This window comes from Janthinobacterium sp. SUN100 (assembly GCF_030397705.1).
Classification (GTDB): domain Bacteria; phylum Pseudomonadota; class Gammaproteobacteria; order Burkholderiales; family Burkholderiaceae_D; genus Janthinobacterium; species Janthinobacterium kumbetense.
This window is the reverse complement of the sequence record NZ_JAPUBU010000001.1, coordinates 833,428-848,565: the sequence shown is the minus strand read 5'-3', so window position 1 is coordinate 848,565 and position 15,138 is coordinate 833,428. Positions and strand designations below refer to the sequence as shown.

The window sequence follows — 15,138 nt, the reverse complement described above, 5'->3', positions numbered from 1 at the left end:
GTCAGGGCGGATCCACGCGCAGGCGATCGGCCAGCAGGCGCGCACAGGCCGCGGTGTCGCCGAATCGCACGTGTTGGCACGCCATGTCGCTGCCCAGCTTGCTCATGTGGCGCGATGAAATGGCATACGCAAGTTTGCCGGGCTGGCGGCGCGATGGATACATGAAACCGTGAATCGCGCCGGCTTCCTGCGCAATGATCCGATCCAGCTGCCAGCCCAGCCATTGGCACCAGCCGTGATCGGGGCTGCGCAATTGGTCATAGATGCCCAGCCGGCTGGCGGCCAGGCCCGTCAGGTCGAGCAGTCGCAGTGGCACGCCGAATGACAGCGTCGCGATCAGCGCTTGTTGCGCATTGTGGTTGAGGTAAAAGGTGCCCGGGCGCGTGACGTCGTTACGGCAAAGCTGGGCTTCCCAGGCTGCCGTGTAGGCATCGTCCGCAATATATGCCCAGTGATAGGGGAAGCCGTGCGCATTGGCCAGATGGACGTCTCGTTCCACGCCGCGCGCACGAGGGCTTGGCCGGCCTGAAGGATGATGATATTGCTCAATAATTCAGTGCGCAGCGATGCCAATGCCGGCAGGCGTGCGGCCATGTCTGGCGGAACTGGTGTTTCTTGCAGTTCAGGCGTCATGCGGGACTAGCCTATGATGTCAGCCATCCCCCTATGCTGCCACTTTGCCGATGCCATGACCTTGCGTAATCTCTCGCTGGCCGGCAGATCCAGCAGCGCCTGCTGGCTGGGATGCACTGCGGGCCGCGTTTCAAACGATTTGCCTGCAAGCATCTCTGCTGGTGAAAGTTCGTTGAGTTCGTCTGCACTGCTGATCCAGAAAGCATGGATTTCACTGCTCGGCTGGCCGGCCAGGATGGCCAGCACGGGCGCGATCAGTTCCGGCACGGGCTGTACAAATTGCCATGCTGGAAATTCCTTGCCGATACTGCGTCCCTTGGGCGTCACACAATAAAACCGCAGGCTTTCCACGGCGCGATACAGCGATGCTTGCGACAGTTCCACCCATCCCTGGCCAATGACTTCTGAAACCTTGAGTTTTGATGCAGGAAGTTGCAGCAGGATCGATGGCGGCGTGGCGACCAGCGAGGCGCGCGCCGCATGGAGCGCGCGCGTGGCCAGGTCGATCAGGCGCTCGCGCTCGGGACCGTGCGCCAGCATGTCGAGTTGCGCACCCACCAACTGCGAGAATTGTTCCACTGCCCGCAAGTCCCTATCTGTCCATTCCTGTCGGTCGGGCGCCAGGGTGCTGTGAGTCAGATGTGCTGTCATGTTCACTCCTCGGATAAATGCGGCTGACATCTCACTCACAAGATTATCATGTTTCGCAACTTTATCAAGCGAGCAGCGCACTTTTCCCGCATCAGGCAGCTGGATATGCGGCCGCGCGGTCATGGTCATTGCTTTCTTGCCTCTGGATTGGCACCGTGGCGATGCTGATGAGCAATGGCTGGAGGCAGGCAGGCCGGGTAGGTGGGATTGCGCAGGGTGCTGCTCCGCGCATCCGACCTGCGATGCCTTATGGCAAGCTGTCCGGCAGCCGCAAAATCCGCCGTATCTCCAGGATCGCCTGCGGGCTTTCCTGCACGCTGTGCCAGGACGGGATGACTTTTTCCGACTGCGCGCCGTCGAGGTGGGCGCTGGCGTAGGGCACCACGCCGTCGCTCGATTCGGCCAGCGGCAGGTCCGGCGTGTCGTTGCCCATGATGGAGTAGTAGCGCACTTTCGGGCTGATGGGCAGGTCGGCCACCAGGCGCACGAACGGGTCCTTGTCGCTGAGGTTATCGATGCTGTTGGGGATGCGCAGCGGTTCGCTGCTGCCCGTGTCGAGCTGCGCCAGGCTGCCGGCCGCGTCCGACAACTGGTCGAGCATGGTGATCGGCAAGGTGACGAGGTTGGCGATCCAGCGCGCCACCTTGTGGTTGGCGAACGAGGTGCCGCGGTGCGGCGCGGCGATGAAGATGGCGCGGTTCACCTGCGGCATGGCCGTGAAATTCAGGTAGGGAGCGAGGCCCGCGCGCACTTTTTCCGCCTTCTTGCCCTTCAAATTGTATTCTTCCGTGATGGCGTCGAGCAGGGTGTTGCTGGCGTCGGACACCATCAGGCGCGCCAGCACGCCGCCCATGCTGTGGCCGATCAAGACCATGTCGTTCGCGGCATCCGCCTTGCCAGCCGGGTCGAACTGCGCCAGGGTGGCGGCGAGCGCCTGGCGGATGGCGGCGTTGTTGGCCGCCAGCGGTGCATTGCTCGGGTAGTACACTTGCCAGATCTGGTAGCGGCGGCGCAGCTGTTCGTCGCCCATCAGCTCATTCGCCACGTTGATCCACGCTTCCGGGCTGCTGGCCAGGCCGTGCAGCATGACGATGGTGCGCTTGTTCGGGTCGTAGGGCTGCATCAGGTGCACCTGCGGGCGCGAAATGCCGTCGGCGCGGCCGAACAGGGTGCGCAGCGCCTGCACGCCGAAGCCGGAACGGGCCAGCCACAAGCCATAGCCGGCCGTGAAATTGGCGGCCACCGGCAATTCCTGGCCCGCCATGCGCGTCGATTCGCTGCGCGTCGGGTCGACCAGCATCACCAGCAGCTGCTGCGTGGCCAGCACTTCCTGCAGGCTGTTGCCGTCGAAGCGGATCAGCGCCGTGACGACGGGGAAGCGGGTTTCCTGGTAGGGCACATAGTCGCCTTTCGACGCCTGCGGCTTGGGCATGACGGCCACCAGGTCGGCGCCGAAGCCGTCGCGCCGGTACACATTGCGCAGGCCGGAAAACGACAGCGAGGTGGCCGGCAGCAGTTCTTCGGGCAGGGTGCCGTCCTCGGGCAGGCGCAGGGCCGACAATTCGCTGTCGATCTGCCAGCCGGCGACGCGGATCACATGGCCGTCCGGGCGGTATTCGCCGCGGTGGCGGAACAGGTTGCCGACGGCCTTTTGCACGGCGTAGTTGTAGTAGTCGCGGATCTGCGTCTGGCGTTCTTCGAAGGCGCGCTGGCCCGGCGTGCGCGTCGTGTAGAACAGGTAGGCATACGCATAGCGGGCCGATTCCAGCCAGGCGGCCAGCAGTTCGGCGCTGGCGTGGCCGCCCTGTTTTTCTTCCGCCAGCGCGCTTTCCAGCCACAATTCGGACAGGGTGGCCAGGCGCTGCTCGTCGCTGAGCAGCTCGGAGCGGGCCAGGTCGGCGCGGCAGCTGCCCGTATTGGCTTCGCAGGCGGCGATGTCGCTGCCGATGATGCGCAGCACCTCGCTGGCCGCGGCGCTCAATTTCCCCGTGGTGAGGATGTCGCCGCGCCGCTGCTGCAGGTAGTCGGCCGGCGAGATCGCGCTGACGGTGACGGCGGCGCAGCCGCTCAGGAGCGCCGCGGCGCACAGGAGGGCGCATACGCGCAGACGCCGCATCAGCATGGCCGGTCCGCGCCTAGAACGAGTAGACCAGGGTCAGCGACGTTTGCGTATCCGTGTTCTTCTTGTCGTCCGGTACGCGCGTGTCGTTGCGGGCGCTGAAGGCGGCCTTCATCTGCATGGTGCCGTTGATTTTCGTGCTGAGCGCCGTCTCGGCGATCGAGTGGGTGTTCGAGGTGCCCCGTTCCACGCTGATCGTTTGCGTAAACATGGCCGACTGGCTGATCTTCCACTTCATGGCGGCCGCGCCGCGCACCGTCAGGCCGTGTTCCGATTCGCCCGCGTCGTTGGTGCCGCTGAAATAGCCGGGACCGATTTCCACGTCGACGCTTTTGTCGCTCGACTGGTACCAGCGCGAGCCATGACCGACGGCCAGGGTCGAGTACTTGGTGTAGGCGCCGAACTTGTCGTTCACGTGCGAGGCCAGCACGAACAGTTTTTCATGGTCGGCCATCAGCTTGTAGGCGGCCTTGGCGGAGGCGGAAAAGCGTTCCGCCGAGCGTTCGCGCACTTTCTCGCCGTCGTCGTTCGTCGTTTCGTCTTCCTTGAAATAGCCGCTGAAGATGTACTGGTTGCTCCAGTCATCGAGCTCCTGGCGCGCGTCGATCTTGCCCGTGACGGAGGTGCCGACCGTGTTGCCCGAGGTGGTGATGGCGCCCAGTTCGGCGGAAGTGCTCCAGCTGCCGATGGGGATTTCATCGAACAGCATGCTTTGCTTGGTGTCGGCGGCGGCGGCGCTGCCGCAGGTGATGGCCAGCGCCAGTGCGAGAGAGTGGGTCGGTTTCATGGCTGTATTTGTCTGTGGCGCGCGCCGGGCGTGCCTGCTGTTCGTTAATGGCAGTGGTGGCTATGCAGGCCGCGGCAAGCCGGGAGGCGCCGATAAACCTGCGCACATGCGCGCGCGGGCGCGGCCAAAAATTGTCGAGGCTGTATTGTACCCGACCCTGCCATCGTTCGCCGCACGCGGCGGCGCGCATGGATGCTGCTATATTATGAGAAATATTGCAAACCTGGCATGCATGGATGATGACGATGAAAATGGCACGCAAGCTTGTTACCCTGATATGGCTGTGCGGTGCGGCGCCAGCGGGCGCGCAGGCGCCCGAAGCGGCGCCGGTCCAGGGTCCTGGGCCGGCACCGCAACTGACGCAAACGATGATACGCGATGCCGTGCGCGCCGTGCTGGCGGAAGAGGCGCAGGTGCGCGACTCTTTGCCGCAGCCGGCCATGCAGCAGGTGACGATACGCGCCGACAGAAAATATGAGCAGTTTGCTGCCGCCTTTGCCGAAGCGAAGGTGCCCGACTGCCTGCACGCCGATGGCTTGAAGCGCCAGCCCACCGGCATCGGCCCGCTCGCCATCGGCGGCGTGTATGCCTTGCCCTTCATGGCGATCGCCAAGCTGCGCGGAAAATGTAACTAGCCAGGGAACACCGCCCGGCGGGGCTGGCAAGTGGCGCGCGCCTGGCGTATGCTGCGCATGTTTGCTGTCCCGCTCTTTACAAGGAATTCCCGTGCGCTGCCTGGTCATCGAAGACGAAGCTGAAACTTCCCGCTATATCTGTGCCGGCCTGCGCGAGGCTGGCCACGACGTCACCGCCTGCGACAATGGCATCGACGGCATGCGCCTGGCCTGCGGCGAAGACTGGGATGCGCTGGTGCTCGACCGCCTGCTGCCCGGCGAGATCGACGGCCTGGCCATCGTCGCGCGCCTGCGCGGCATGGGCCGCAACACGCCCGTGCTGGTGTTGTCGGCCCTGTCCAGCGTCGACGAGCGCGTGCGCGGCTTGCGCAGCGGCGGCGACGATTATTTGTCAAAACCGTTCGCCATCGCCGAACTGCTGGCGCGCATCGAGGCGCTGCTGCGGCGCGCCGCGCCCGTGCCCGAATCGACGCAGCTGCAGGTGGCCGACCTGGTGCTCGACATGCGCACCATGCGCGTGACGCGCGCCAACCGGCAAATCGCCCTGCAGCCGCGCGAATTCCGCCTGCTCGAATATCTGATGCGCCACCAGGGCCAGTCCGTCACGCGCGCCATGCTGCTCGAAGCCGTGTGGGACTACCATTTCGACCCGCAGACCAACGTCATCGACGTGCAGGTGAGCCGCTTGCGCACCAAGGTGGACAAGGAATTTTCGCCGCCGCTGATCCACACGGTGCGCGGCGTCGGCTACACCCTGGGCGTGATCGACAGTGCGTAACTGGCACCGCTCGATCGCGGCCCGCCTGGCGCTCGGTTATGGCGTGCTGGTGGTCGTCTCGATCAGCATCGTCTGCGCCGTCTTCTATTTCGGCACCATCGGCGTGCTCGATCGCAGCGTGGACCGCAAGCTGACCCTGCTCTCGGAGCGCCTCGCCGCCCTGTACCAGCAGGACGACGCCAGCCGCACGACGGCGGAAATCGCCCATTTGCTGACCGACCGCACCGACAGCGACACGGAAATCTTCCTGCTGGTGGGCGCCGACGGCCGCCGCGTGGCGGGCAATCTGTCGTCCTGGCCCGACGTGGGCAGCCCCGTGGGCCGCTTGCTGCACCGCGACGTCACGCGCGAAGGGCGCCGGGTGCCCGCGCGCATGCTGATCCGCGACCTGGAGGGCGGCGCGCGCCTGTTCGTCGGGCGCGACATGGAAGAGGGCAAGTCGATCCGCACCCTGGTGCTGCGCTCCCTGGCCTATGGCGGCGGGGTGGCCATCCTGCTGGTGGTGGCGGGCGCCTGGCTGTTCCGCCGCCAGCTCGAGGCGCGCATCGGCCAGATCCGCCGCACGGCAGGGGAAATCGAGGCGGGCGACCTGAGTCGGCGCATTCCCGTCTCCAGCGAGGATGAATTCGGCTTGCTGAGCCGCGACATCAACCGCATGCTCGACCGCATCGAACATTTGATGGAAGGCGTGCGCCACGTGTCGAACGCCATCGCGCACGACTTGCGCACGCCGCTGGCGCGCATCCGCAACAAGCTCGATGGCGCCTTGCGCCAGCATCAGGACGTGGCCGGCTACGAGAGCGCGGCGCAGGCGGCCATCGACGACATCGACGACCTGACGCGCGTGTTCGACAAGCTGCTGCAGATCGCGGCGGCCGAATCGGGCATGCGCCCGGAGAATTTCGACGACATCGACTTGCAGCAGATCGGCGCCGATATCGTGGAAATGTACGAAGCCACGGCCGACGAGCAGGGCGTGCTGCTGGTGCAGATGTATGGCGAAGGCGTGCCAGCGCGCGGCGACCGCAATCTGCTGGGCAGCGCCCTGGCCAGCCTGGTCGACAACGCCATCAAGTACGCGGGCCCGGGCGCCACGGTGGAAGTGTCGGCCGGCAGCGATGAACGGGGCAGCTGGCTGGCGGTGCGCGACAACGGCCCCGGCGTGCCGACGGAAGAATTGCCGAAGCTGACGCAGCGTTTTTACCGGCTCGACAAGAGCCGCCACTTGCCCGGCAATGGCCTGGGCCTGTCCATCGTGGCGGCCATCGCGGCCCTGCATGGCGGCAGCCTGGATATCGAGGATGCGGCGCCGGGCCTGCGCCTGCGCTTGCGGCTGCTGCGCTAGGCTGCAAGTGCCCGTGGCATATCCGCACATTACCAACTTGTAACCCCCTTCATTTTCGCCTCCCCCTATCATCCGCTTTACCCCGCGTAGAGCGGCTGCGTGCGCGCAGCCGCCCATGCCGGGCTGCCTGCGGCCGTCGCCGCGTCCCGTTCAGTAGAGCCGTTTCATGCATACATTTACCGCCACCGGCGACAACGCCGCGCCGCAACCGGCGCCACTGCGCCAGCATGGCCACCGGATCAAGGCGGCGCTGGGCGCGCTCGTCTTTCCCCTGCAGCGCGCGCGCTGGCAAGCGGTCATCGCCGCGACGCCGGGCCTGGCGGCGCTGGCGCAAGCCCATCCCAGCCTGCGCTACAAGATCTATCGTCCCTACGCCAGCCGCCAGCTGGGCTGCGCTGCGAGGGTGGACCTGCTGTGCGGGCATTACCGTTTTCTGTGGCAGGCGGGCGCGCGGCCGCTGGTGGAATACGCGGCGCGGCGCGCGCTGGTGCTGGCCAGCATCGAAGGCAAGGATGGCGCCAGCTACCGCTTGCAGCTGACGGCCATCCATGACAGCCACCGCGAAGGGGACCTGTGCCTGCGCCTGACGCGCGACGGCGTGCCGCTGTACCTGGCCAGTTTCCTGTTCCGGCCCCAGCCTGGCGGCGCCGTCATCCAGCTGGGCGCCTTGCAGGGCTTGCGCTCGCCCGCCGGCGCGCAGGCGGTGAAAGAGGCCACGCGGGCGCTGCACGGCTGCCGGCCGAAAAACCTGATGGTGGCCGCCTTGCGCGACCTGGGCGACTTTTTCGGCTGCGGCCACCTGGACCTGGTCAGCAACGCCAACCGCATCGCGCTGAACTGGCGCCGGCGCCGCCATATCTCCTGCGATTACGACCTGGCGTGGCAGGAACTGCATGCGCTGCCCACCAGCGACGGCAATTACCGCCTGCCTTGCGGCCCATGCCGGATGCCGGAGCTGGAGCTGGTGCCGTCGAAAAAGCGCGCCGATGCGCGCCGCCGCGGCGCCATGCTGGTGCAGCTGGCGGCCGACATGCGCTGGCAATTGGCGGCCCTGCTGCACGCGCAATGACGGCGCAGGGCGGGGTTTCTTGACCTGCGCGGCTTTTTTGCCGGGCAGCCCGGCGCAATCGGCGCGATCGGCGTATACTTGCTGGCGTTGTTAACCTGAAGCCAGTCATCCCATGCCAGCACAATTTCCCACTTCGCGCATGCGCCGCTTGCGCGCGACCCCGCAACTGCGCGAGCTGTTCCGCGAAACCGAGATCAATCCGCGCGACCTGGTCCTGCCGATCTTCGTCGACGAAGGCAGCAGCGAATTCATCGACATCAAGTCCATGCCCGGCGTGCGCCGCATTCCCGAAGCGAAGCTGGCGCAGGAAGTCGAGCGCTATGCGCGCGCCGGCCTGCGCTCCGTCATGACCTTCGGCATTTCGCACCACAAGGACAGCCACGGCACGGACACTCTGAACCCGGACGGCCTGGTGGCGCGCATGTCGCGCATCATCAAGGACGCCGTGCCGGAAATGGTGGTCATGTCCGACACCTGCTTCTGCGAATACACGGACCACGGCCATTGCGGCATCCTGCATGGCGACACGGTCGACAATGACAGCACGGTGCTCAACCTGGGCAAGCAGGCCGTCATCGCCGCCCAGGCGGGAGCCGACATCATCGCCCCGTCGGCGGCCATGGATGGCCAGGTAGCGGCCATCCGCGGCGCGCTCGACGCGGCCGGCTTCCACGACACGCCCGTGATGGCGTATTCCACCAAGTTCGCCTCCGGCCTGTACGGCCCGTTCCGCGACGCGGCCGGCAGCACCCTGAAGGGCGACCGCAAGACCTACCAGATGGACCCGATGAACCGCCGCGAAGCGGTGCGCGAGTCCTTGATCGACGAAGCCGAAGGCGCCGACGCGCTGATGGTGAAACCGGCCGGCGCCTACCTGGACATCATCCGCGACCTGCGCGAAGCGACGCGTTTGCCGATCGGCGCCTACCAGGTCAGCGGCGAGTACGCGATGATCAAATTCGCCGCGCAGGCGGGCGCCATCGACGAGCGCCGCGTGGTGCAGGAAACCCTGGGCGCCATCAAGCGCGCGGGCGCGGACATGATCTTTACGTACTTCGCGATGGATGTGCTGAATAATCCGTACTAAGTAAACACGGGGCAGGGCGGCCGCCTTTTCAGCTATCATGGCGCGCTGCCCAACCTGAATTTGCTTATGCCCCTGAAAATCTCCCGCATCCTGCACGCCGGCTATGTCTTCGAATGCGAAGGCACGGCCATCGCCTTCGATCCCATCGTCGAAAACCCGTTCAGCCGCAACTGCCACGCGTTTCCGCCCGTGCGCTTCGACCTGGACGCCGTGCGCCGGCTGCGCTGGGATGCCGTCTTCATCTCGCACTTCCACGACGACCACTGCTCGCTCGACAGCCTCGATGCGCTCGACCGCGCCACGCCCATCTACCTGTACTGCGTCTTCGACGAACTGTTCGCGATGCTGCGCGCGCTCGGTTTTACGCAGGTGGAGAAGCTGCACGTGGACGTGCCCGTGCAAGTGGGCAGCATCGAGGTGATCCCGCGCCGCGCGCTGGACGACGACGTCGACTCGCTGTTCCAGGTGCGCGCAGCGGGCTTGAATGTGCTCAACGTCGTCGATTCCTGGATCGGCCCCGAGACACTGGCGCAGCTGGCCGCGTTTGCGCCCTGGGACATGGTGCTGTGGCCATTCCAGACCATGCGCGAGATCGCCGTCATCGCGCCGTCGCAGGCGGCGCGGGGGCCGGTCGAACTCCCGGACGACTGGGTGCCGCAGCTGCGCGCGCTGGCGCCCCGTTACCTCGTGCCCAGCTCCTGCCAGTTCGTGCAGGAAGACTGGTCCTGGTACAACCATGCGATGTTCCCGATTACCTACCGCCGCTTTGCCGATGAAATGGGCGCCGCGCTGCCCGAGATGCACATCTTCTGCCTCGATCCATCGACGGCCGTGCTGCTCGACGCGCAGGGCATGGCGCCGGCCGCGCCGCTGCCCTGGGTCATTCCCGTGGGGCCGCAGGACGTGGATTTCGACTACCGCCCGGAGGCGCTTGCGCCCGCCACGGCGGACATCGCCCGCCGTTTCGCGCCCTTGAACGATGCCGACACGGCGCTGGTGCTGGACTTCTGCCATCGCGGCTTGCTCGAACGCTACCGCGACATGGAGCTGCCCGAGGATAGCTATTTCCAGGCCCCGCGCGTGTGGCGCCTGGCGCTGTACGGCCATGACGGCGCGGCCACCATCCTGCATTACCGCACGCATGGCGACTTGATCGACCTCGTGCCGGACACGGGCGAGGCGCCGGGCTGGACGACGCAAGTGCCGCTGGTGAAATGCCATGCGGCGCTGGTGCTCGGTGAATCGCTGACGTCGATGTACATGCGCATCAACGATGGCCCCTTCGACGAAGCCACGCGGGCCGAACTGATGGAAGCTGACATCGTCGACGATCCCTTGATCCGTTGCCTGTTCAACGACGCCATCGGCGCCTATCAGGCGGCGCAGCTCAAGCGCTTGCTGGCCCGCTGAAGAAAATCGCGCGACAGGGTAAGATAAACGATTAATCCCAGTATCTCAGATCAAGGAATGATCAACATGACACAAAACAAGGAAACCGCGATCCTGGCCGGCGGCTGCTTCTGGGGCGTGCAGGACTTGCTGCGCCGCTATCCGGGCGTGATCGCCACGCGCGTGGGCTACAGCGGCGGCGATGTGGCCAACGCCACCTACCGCAACCATGGCACGCATGCGGAAGCGATCGAGATCATCTTCGACCCGAACACCATCAGCTACCGCAAGATCCTGGAATTTTTCTTCCAGATCCACGACCCCAGCACGGAAAACCGCCAGGGCAATGACCGCGGCACCAGCTACCGCTCGGCCATCTACTACACCAGCGAAGAACAGCGGCTGGTGGCCGAGGACACGATCCGCGACGTCGACGCCTCCGGCCTGTGGCCCGGCAAGGTGGTGACGGAAGTGGCGCCGGCCGGCCCGTTCTGGGAAGCGGAACCGGAGCACCAGGATTATCTGCAGCGCTTGCCGCACGGCTACACCTGCCACTACATCCGGCCGGACTGGGTCTTGCCGCAACGCGGGCAGTAAGGAGCCGGGCATGCGTTACTGGCGCGTCGAGCGGCCGCCGGCGGAAGGGCAGCTGGACTTCGGGCGTACCCTGGAACTGATGGCGGCCATCGGCCATGCCGACGTGAACGCCGTCGCCGGGGCCATCCTGAAGACGGTCAGCACGGTCGCGCCCATTGCCCAGTGCACGATCTTTGCCTATGAATTCGGCAACCGTCCCCGCACCGTCGCCGTGGCCGACCGGCGCGGCGGGCGCTTTTTGCAGGATATCGCCGACAGCTACGCCCGCCATTACTATGCGCTCGATGGCAACCAGCGCGTGATCGCCCCGGCGCCGGGGCGGAAAATCGATCCCGCCATCGTGCTGCACCAGCAGGCCAGCGACGAGATCGACCATCCCGGCTACCGCGCCGTCTGCTACCAGAAGCCGAATGTGTCGGACCGCCTGTCCTTGCTGCTGCAGCCGGCCGGCGATATCTGGCTGTCCGTCAATTTCTACCGCGACAGCAGCCAGGGCCAGTTCCAGCCCGGCGAAGTGGCGGGCATCGAAACCCTGTCACCGCTGTTTGCCCATGCCGTCAAGCATCACTACAGCTTGAAGGGCCAGGCCACGCAAGGCGTCGCGCCGCTGATGCTGGCAAGGCTGCGCCAGCATTGCCCCGCCCTGAGCAAGCGCGAACTGGACGTGCTGCGCTGCGTGCTCGAAGGCCTCACGGCCGTGGAAATCGCTGAAACCATGGGCGTGCAGCCATCGAGCGTCATCACCTACCAGAAGCGCGCCTATAAACGCCTGGGCATTTCCAGCCAGCGGCAACTGTTTGCGCTGTGCATGGCGCCAGCCCCTTAGTCCTTTTGGCGTAGGGATGGCTTCGCCTTTTTGACTGTTTTAGCCGCGAAACGTCCCCAAAATGGGGACAAGGTTCGCGGCGCGCGTCTGCATACTGTGTTGCAAGCCGGGATCACCCGGCCGCTCTTACCCAATAACAATAGCAAGGGGAGAGCGACACCTTATGGAGACCAGCATGACCATCGCCCCCGCGGCCACCCCCGCCACCCCCGTGCCCGTCCTCGACGCGGCCACCCTGCAACTGGAACAGCAAGTGATGCGCAAGGTGTCGCGCCACCTGCTGGGATTCTTATTCCTGCTGTTCGTGTTTTCCTTTCTGGACCGCATCAATATCGGCTTCGCCGGCCTGACCATGATGCAAGACCTGGGCCTGTCCGGCACCCAGTTCGGCTTTGCCACCACCCTGTTCTACATCGCCTACATCGCTTGCAGCATCCCCAGCAACATCGTGCTGGCCCGCATCGGCGCCCGTAAATGGATAGGCTCCATGATGATCGCCTGGGGCCTGGCCTCGACGGCGACCCTGTTCGCCAGCGGCCCGGCCAGCCTGTATGCGCTGCGCTTCCTCGTTGGTGTGACGGAGGCGGGCTTCCTGCCCGGCATGCTGCTGTATCTGACCTACTGGTTTCCCAGCGCCTTTCGGGCGCGGGCGAACGCCCTGTTCATGATCGCCATGCCCGTCACGGCCGCCATCGGCTCGGCCCTGTCGGGCTTGATCCTGGGGCTCGATGGCCACTGGGGCTTGAAGGGTTGGCAATGGCTGTTCTTGCTCGAAGGCATGCCTTCCGTGCTGCTGGGCCTGGCCGTGTACGGCTACCTGGACGACTCGCCCGCCAAGGCGAACTGGCTGGGCAAGCTGGAGCAGCAAGTGCTGGCGCGCATGCTGGCGGCCGAGCAGAAGCCTGTTGCGTCGCAGCAAAAAACCTCGGTGCTGGCGGAAATGCTGTCGCCCACCGTGCTGAAATTCGGCATCGCCTATTTCTGCCTGGTCAACACCCTGGCGATGGTGGCCGTGTGGACGCCATTGATCGTGAAAAGTTTCAATAGCAATGCCAGCAACACGCAGATCGGCTTGCTGGCGGCCATCCCGCAAGTGTGCACCGTGATCGGCATGATCGCCTGGGGTCGCCGCTCGGACCGCCTGCAGGAACGCCGCTGGCACATCGTCTGGCCCATGCTGCTGTCGGCCGCCGGCTGGCTGTGCACGGCGTACTCGGCCAACCCCGTGCTGCAACTGCTGGGCGTGTGCATGGCGTCGACGGGCGCTTATACGGCCATGTCCGTCTTCTGGACGACGCCGGACCGGGCCCTGAGCCTGGGCGCGCGCGCCATCGGCATCGCCGTCATCAATGCCACGGGCAATATCGGCTCGGCCCTGAATCCCGTCGTCGTGGGCTGGCTGAAGGATATCACGCACAGCTTTGCCACCGGCTTGCTGTACGCCAGCGTCCTGCTGGTGGCGGGCGCGGCCATCGTGCTGACCCTGCCCATCGCGCGCGGCGCCAAAGACCATACTTGATCGAAGAGGACCCATCATGAGCGACACGTTTCACCCTTATCCCCATGTGCCGAAGGTGTATCCGCCCGGCAAACCGGCCGGTGCCGCCACGCAGCAAGTCCCGGTCCTGATCGTCGGCGGCGGCCCCGTGGGCCTGGCCACGGCCCTGGGCCTGGCCCGCCACGGCGTGCGCTCGGTGCTGATCGAGGCGGACGACGGCGTGTGTACGGGCAGCCGCGCCATCTGCATCTCGCGGCGCAGCCTGGAAATCATCGAACGCCTGGGCGCGCTCGACGGTTTTATCAGCAAGGGCTTGCCGTGGGCGGGCGGACGCAGTTTTTACCGCGACGAGGAAGTGCTGCACTTTACGATGCCGCAAGACGCGAACCAGAAGTTGCCGCCGATGGTTAACCTGGCGCAATACCATATCGAGCAATTCCTGCTCGATGCGGCCGAACGCCAGCCGGAATTGATCGATATCCGCTGGCAAACGCGGGTGACTGGCGTGGACAAGCACGCCGACGGCGCCAGCGTCACCGTGGCGACGCCCGATGAAACCTATAAAATCGAGGCGGACTGGCTGGTGGCGGCCGACGGTGGGCGCAGCACCGTGCGCGAGGCGCTGGGCCTCAAATTGCAGGGCACCAGCTATGAAGGGCGCTATGTGATCGTCGATATCCACCTGAAGAGCGAGCGCCCGACGGAGCGCCTCGCGTATTTCGACCCGCCGTCGAATCCCGGTTCGACCGTGCTGGTGCACAAGCAGCCCGACGATATCTGGCGCATCGATTACCAGTTGCGCGACGACGAGGATGCGCAGGTGGCCGTGCTGCTGGAAAACGTGGCGCCCCGCGTGGACAGCCTGCTGGCCATGATGGGCGAAACGGCGCCGTGGCATCCCGTGTGGATCACCATCTACAAGGCCAACGCGCTGACCTTGGAAAAATACCGCCATGGCCCCGTGCTGTTCGCGGGCGATGCGGCCCACCTCGTGCCCATCTTCGGCGTGCGCGGAGCCAATTCCGGCATCGACGATGCGGACAACCTGGCCTGGAAGCTGGCCTACGTGGTCAAGGGCCAGGCGCCGCATGCCTTGCTGGACAGCTATTCGGACGAGCGCGTGTTCGCCGCCCATGAAAACTTGCGTCACGGCACCAAAAGCACGGAATTCATGGCGCCGCCCACCTTTGCCTTCGAGCTGATGCGCACGGCCGTGCTGGGCCTGGCGGGCAAGCATGCGCACGTGCGCTCGCTGATCAACCCGCGCCAGACGAGCGCCATCGCGTATGCGCAGTCGGCCCTGAATGCGCCGGACCGCGACATGTTTGCCGCCGGCCCCGCGCCGGGCACGGTCTTGCCGGAATGCCCGCTGGCGCTGGCGTACGACGGCGGGCAAAAAGCGGGGTATATTACCGATCTGCTCAAGCGCGCAGATGGCCATTTCACGGGACTGTACTTCAGCGAGGACGGGGGCATTCCCGCTGAATTGCTGGCGCTGGGCGATACCTTGCCGCTGACGAGCGTGGCGATTTCCCGCAGCGGGGCGCAGGAGTGCGCCTGGGACCACACGGCGCAGGTATTCTCGCTGTTCGACGCGCAGCCTGGCACGTTTTACCTCGTGCGCCCGGACGGCCACGTGCTGGGACGCTGGCGGCAAGTGCAGGTGGGGCAGGTGGCGGCAGCGCTGGCGGCGGCCGGCATCGCCCAATCACAGTAACAAGGAG

Annotated in this window: 14 protein-coding genes; 10 read left to right on the top strand and 4 right to left on the bottom strand. The window is 65.6% G+C overall.

Going from position 1 to position 15,138, the window contains the following annotated elements; genetic code table 11:
- Position 1: 1 nt before the first annotated feature.
- From O0881_RS03685 to O0881_RS03670, 4 genes are all read right to left on the bottom strand, one after another.
- A complete protein-coding gene (locus tag O0881_RS03685) occupies positions 2 to 499 on the bottom strand; it encodes an RES family NAD+ phosphorylase (RefSeq protein ID WP_289910215.1) in 498 nt (165 codons plus the stop codon).
- A gap of 140 nt (positions 500 to 639) precedes the next feature.
- A complete protein-coding gene (locus O0881_RS03680; protein ID WP_289910214.1) occupies positions 640 to 1,413 on the bottom strand; it encodes a hypothetical protein in 774 nt (257 codons plus the stop codon).
- Positions 1,414 to 1,531: 118 nt separating this feature from the next.
- Entirely contained in the window at positions 1,532 to 3,406 is a 1,875-nt protein-coding gene (locus O0881_RS03675) for an alpha/beta hydrolase (protein WP_289910213.1), read from the bottom strand.
- Positions 3,407 to 3,419: 13 nt separating this feature from the next.
- Positions 3,420 to 4,190, bottom strand: a complete 771-nt coding sequence (locus O0881_RS03670) for a DUF481 domain-containing protein (protein ID WP_289897710.1) — start codon at positions 4,188 to 4,190, stop codon at positions 3,420 to 3,422.
- A 245-nt stretch (positions 4,191 to 4,435) separates the two neighbouring features.
- Here O0881_RS03670 and O0881_RS03665 point away from each other — a divergent pair, with 245 nt between their 5' ends.
- From O0881_RS03665 to O0881_RS03620, 10 genes are all read left to right on the top strand, one after another.
- Complete coding sequence (locus tag O0881_RS03665; protein ID WP_289910212.1) at positions 4,436 to 4,825, top strand: hypothetical protein; 390 nt, start codon at positions 4,436 to 4,438, stop codon at positions 4,823 to 4,825.
- Positions 4,826 to 4,916: 91 nt separating this feature from the next.
- On the top strand, positions 4,917 to 5,603 hold the full coding sequence (locus O0881_RS03660; RefSeq protein WP_034785794.1) for a winged helix-turn-helix domain-containing protein: 687 nt from the start codon (positions 4,917 to 4,919) through the stop codon (positions 5,601 to 5,603).
- Positions 5,596 to 6,948, top strand: coding sequence for a HAMP domain-containing sensor histidine kinase (locus O0881_RS03655; RefSeq protein ID WP_289897712.1), 1,353 nt, complete (start codon positions 5,596 to 5,598; stop codon positions 6,946 to 6,948). Before O0881_RS03660 ends, O0881_RS03655 begins: the two co-directional genes overlap by 8 nt.
- Positions 6,949 to 7,114: 166 nt before the next feature.
- Positions 7,115 to 8,017: a DUF535 family protein gene (locus tag O0881_RS03650; RefSeq protein ID WP_289910211.1), complete on the top strand. Its 903-nt coding sequence runs from the start codon at positions 7,115 to 7,117 to the stop codon at positions 8,015 to 8,017.
- Between the two features lie 112 nt (positions 8,018 to 8,129).
- A complete protein-coding gene (gene hemB, locus O0881_RS03645) occupies positions 8,130 to 9,104 on the top strand; it encodes a porphobilinogen synthase (protein ID WP_289907164.1) in 975 nt (324 codons plus the stop codon).
- 66 nt (positions 9,105 to 9,170) lie between these two features.
- Positions 9,171 to 10,514, top strand: a complete 1,344-nt coding sequence (locus O0881_RS03640; RefSeq protein ID WP_289910210.1) for an MBL fold metallo-hydrolase — start codon at positions 9,171 to 9,173, stop codon at positions 10,512 to 10,514.
- Between the two features lie 66 nt (positions 10,515 to 10,580).
- The gene (gene msrA, locus O0881_RS03635; protein WP_289910209.1) at positions 10,581 to 11,090 is read left to right on the top strand and encodes a peptide-methionine (S)-S-oxide reductase MsrA; all 510 of its coding nucleotides are present in this window, start codon (positions 10,581 to 10,583) and stop codon (positions 11,088 to 11,090) included.
- A 10-nt stretch (positions 11,091 to 11,100) separates the two neighbouring features.
- Positions 11,101 to 11,916 (top strand): helix-turn-helix transcriptional regulator, encoded by an 816-nt coding sequence (locus O0881_RS03630; RefSeq protein WP_289907167.1) that lies wholly within the window; start codon positions 11,101 to 11,103, stop codon positions 11,914 to 11,916.
- Positions 11,917 to 12,091: 175 nt separating this feature from the next.
- Entirely contained in the window at positions 12,092 to 13,435 is a 1,344-nt protein-coding gene (locus O0881_RS03625; protein WP_289910207.1) for an MFS transporter, read from the top strand.
- Positions 13,436 to 13,451: 16 nt separating this feature from the next.
- On the top strand, positions 13,452 to 15,131 hold the full coding sequence (locus O0881_RS03620) for an FAD-dependent oxidoreductase (RefSeq protein WP_289910199.1): 1,680 nt from the start codon (positions 13,452 to 13,454) through the stop codon (positions 15,129 to 15,131).
- Positions 15,132 to 15,138 lie beyond the last annotated feature (7 nt).

What these genes read in the sequence shown, in the direction of transcription:
- O0881_RS03675 (WP_289910213.1), bottom strand. Translation starts at nt 3,406, where the DNA reads ATGCTGATGCGGCGTCTGCGCGTATGCGCCCTCCTGTGCGCCGCGGCG.
- O0881_RS03620 (WP_289910199.1), top strand. Translation starts at nt 13,452, where the DNA reads ATGAGCGACACGTTTCACCCTTATCCCCATGTGCCGAAGGTGTATCCG.
- msrA (WP_289910209.1), top strand. Translation starts at nt 10,581, where the DNA reads ATGACACAAAACAAGGAAACCGCGATCCTGGCCGGCGGCTGCTTCTGG.
- O0881_RS03650 (WP_289910211.1), top strand. Translation starts at nt 7,115, where the DNA reads ATGCATACATTTACCGCCACCGGCGACAACGCCGCGCCGCAACCGGCG.
- O0881_RS03640 (WP_289910210.1), top strand. Translation starts at nt 9,171, where the DNA reads ATGCCCCTGAAAATCTCCCGCATCCTGCACGCCGGCTATGTCTTCGAA.
- O0881_RS03670 (WP_289897710.1), bottom strand. Translation starts at nt 4,190, where the DNA reads ATGAAACCGACCCACTCTCTCGCACTGGCGCTGGCCATCACCTGCGGC.
- hemB (WP_289907164.1), top strand. Translation starts at nt 8,130, where the DNA reads ATGCCAGCACAATTTCCCACTTCGCGCATGCGCCGCTTGCGCGCGACC.
- O0881_RS03680 (WP_289910214.1), bottom strand. Translation starts at nt 1,413, where the DNA reads ATGACCATGACCGCGCGGCCGCATATCCAGCTGCCTGATGCGGGAAAA.
- O0881_RS03630 (WP_289907167.1), top strand. Translation starts at nt 11,101, where the DNA reads ATGCGTTACTGGCGCGTCGAGCGGCCGCCGGCGGAAGGGCAGCTGGAC.
- O0881_RS03665 (WP_289910212.1), top strand. Translation starts at nt 4,436, where the DNA reads ATGAAAATGGCACGCAAGCTTGTTACCCTGATATGGCTGTGCGGTGCG.
- O0881_RS03625 (WP_289910207.1), top strand. Translation starts at nt 12,092, where the DNA reads ATGACCATCGCCCCCGCGGCCACCCCCGCCACCCCCGTGCCCGTCCTC.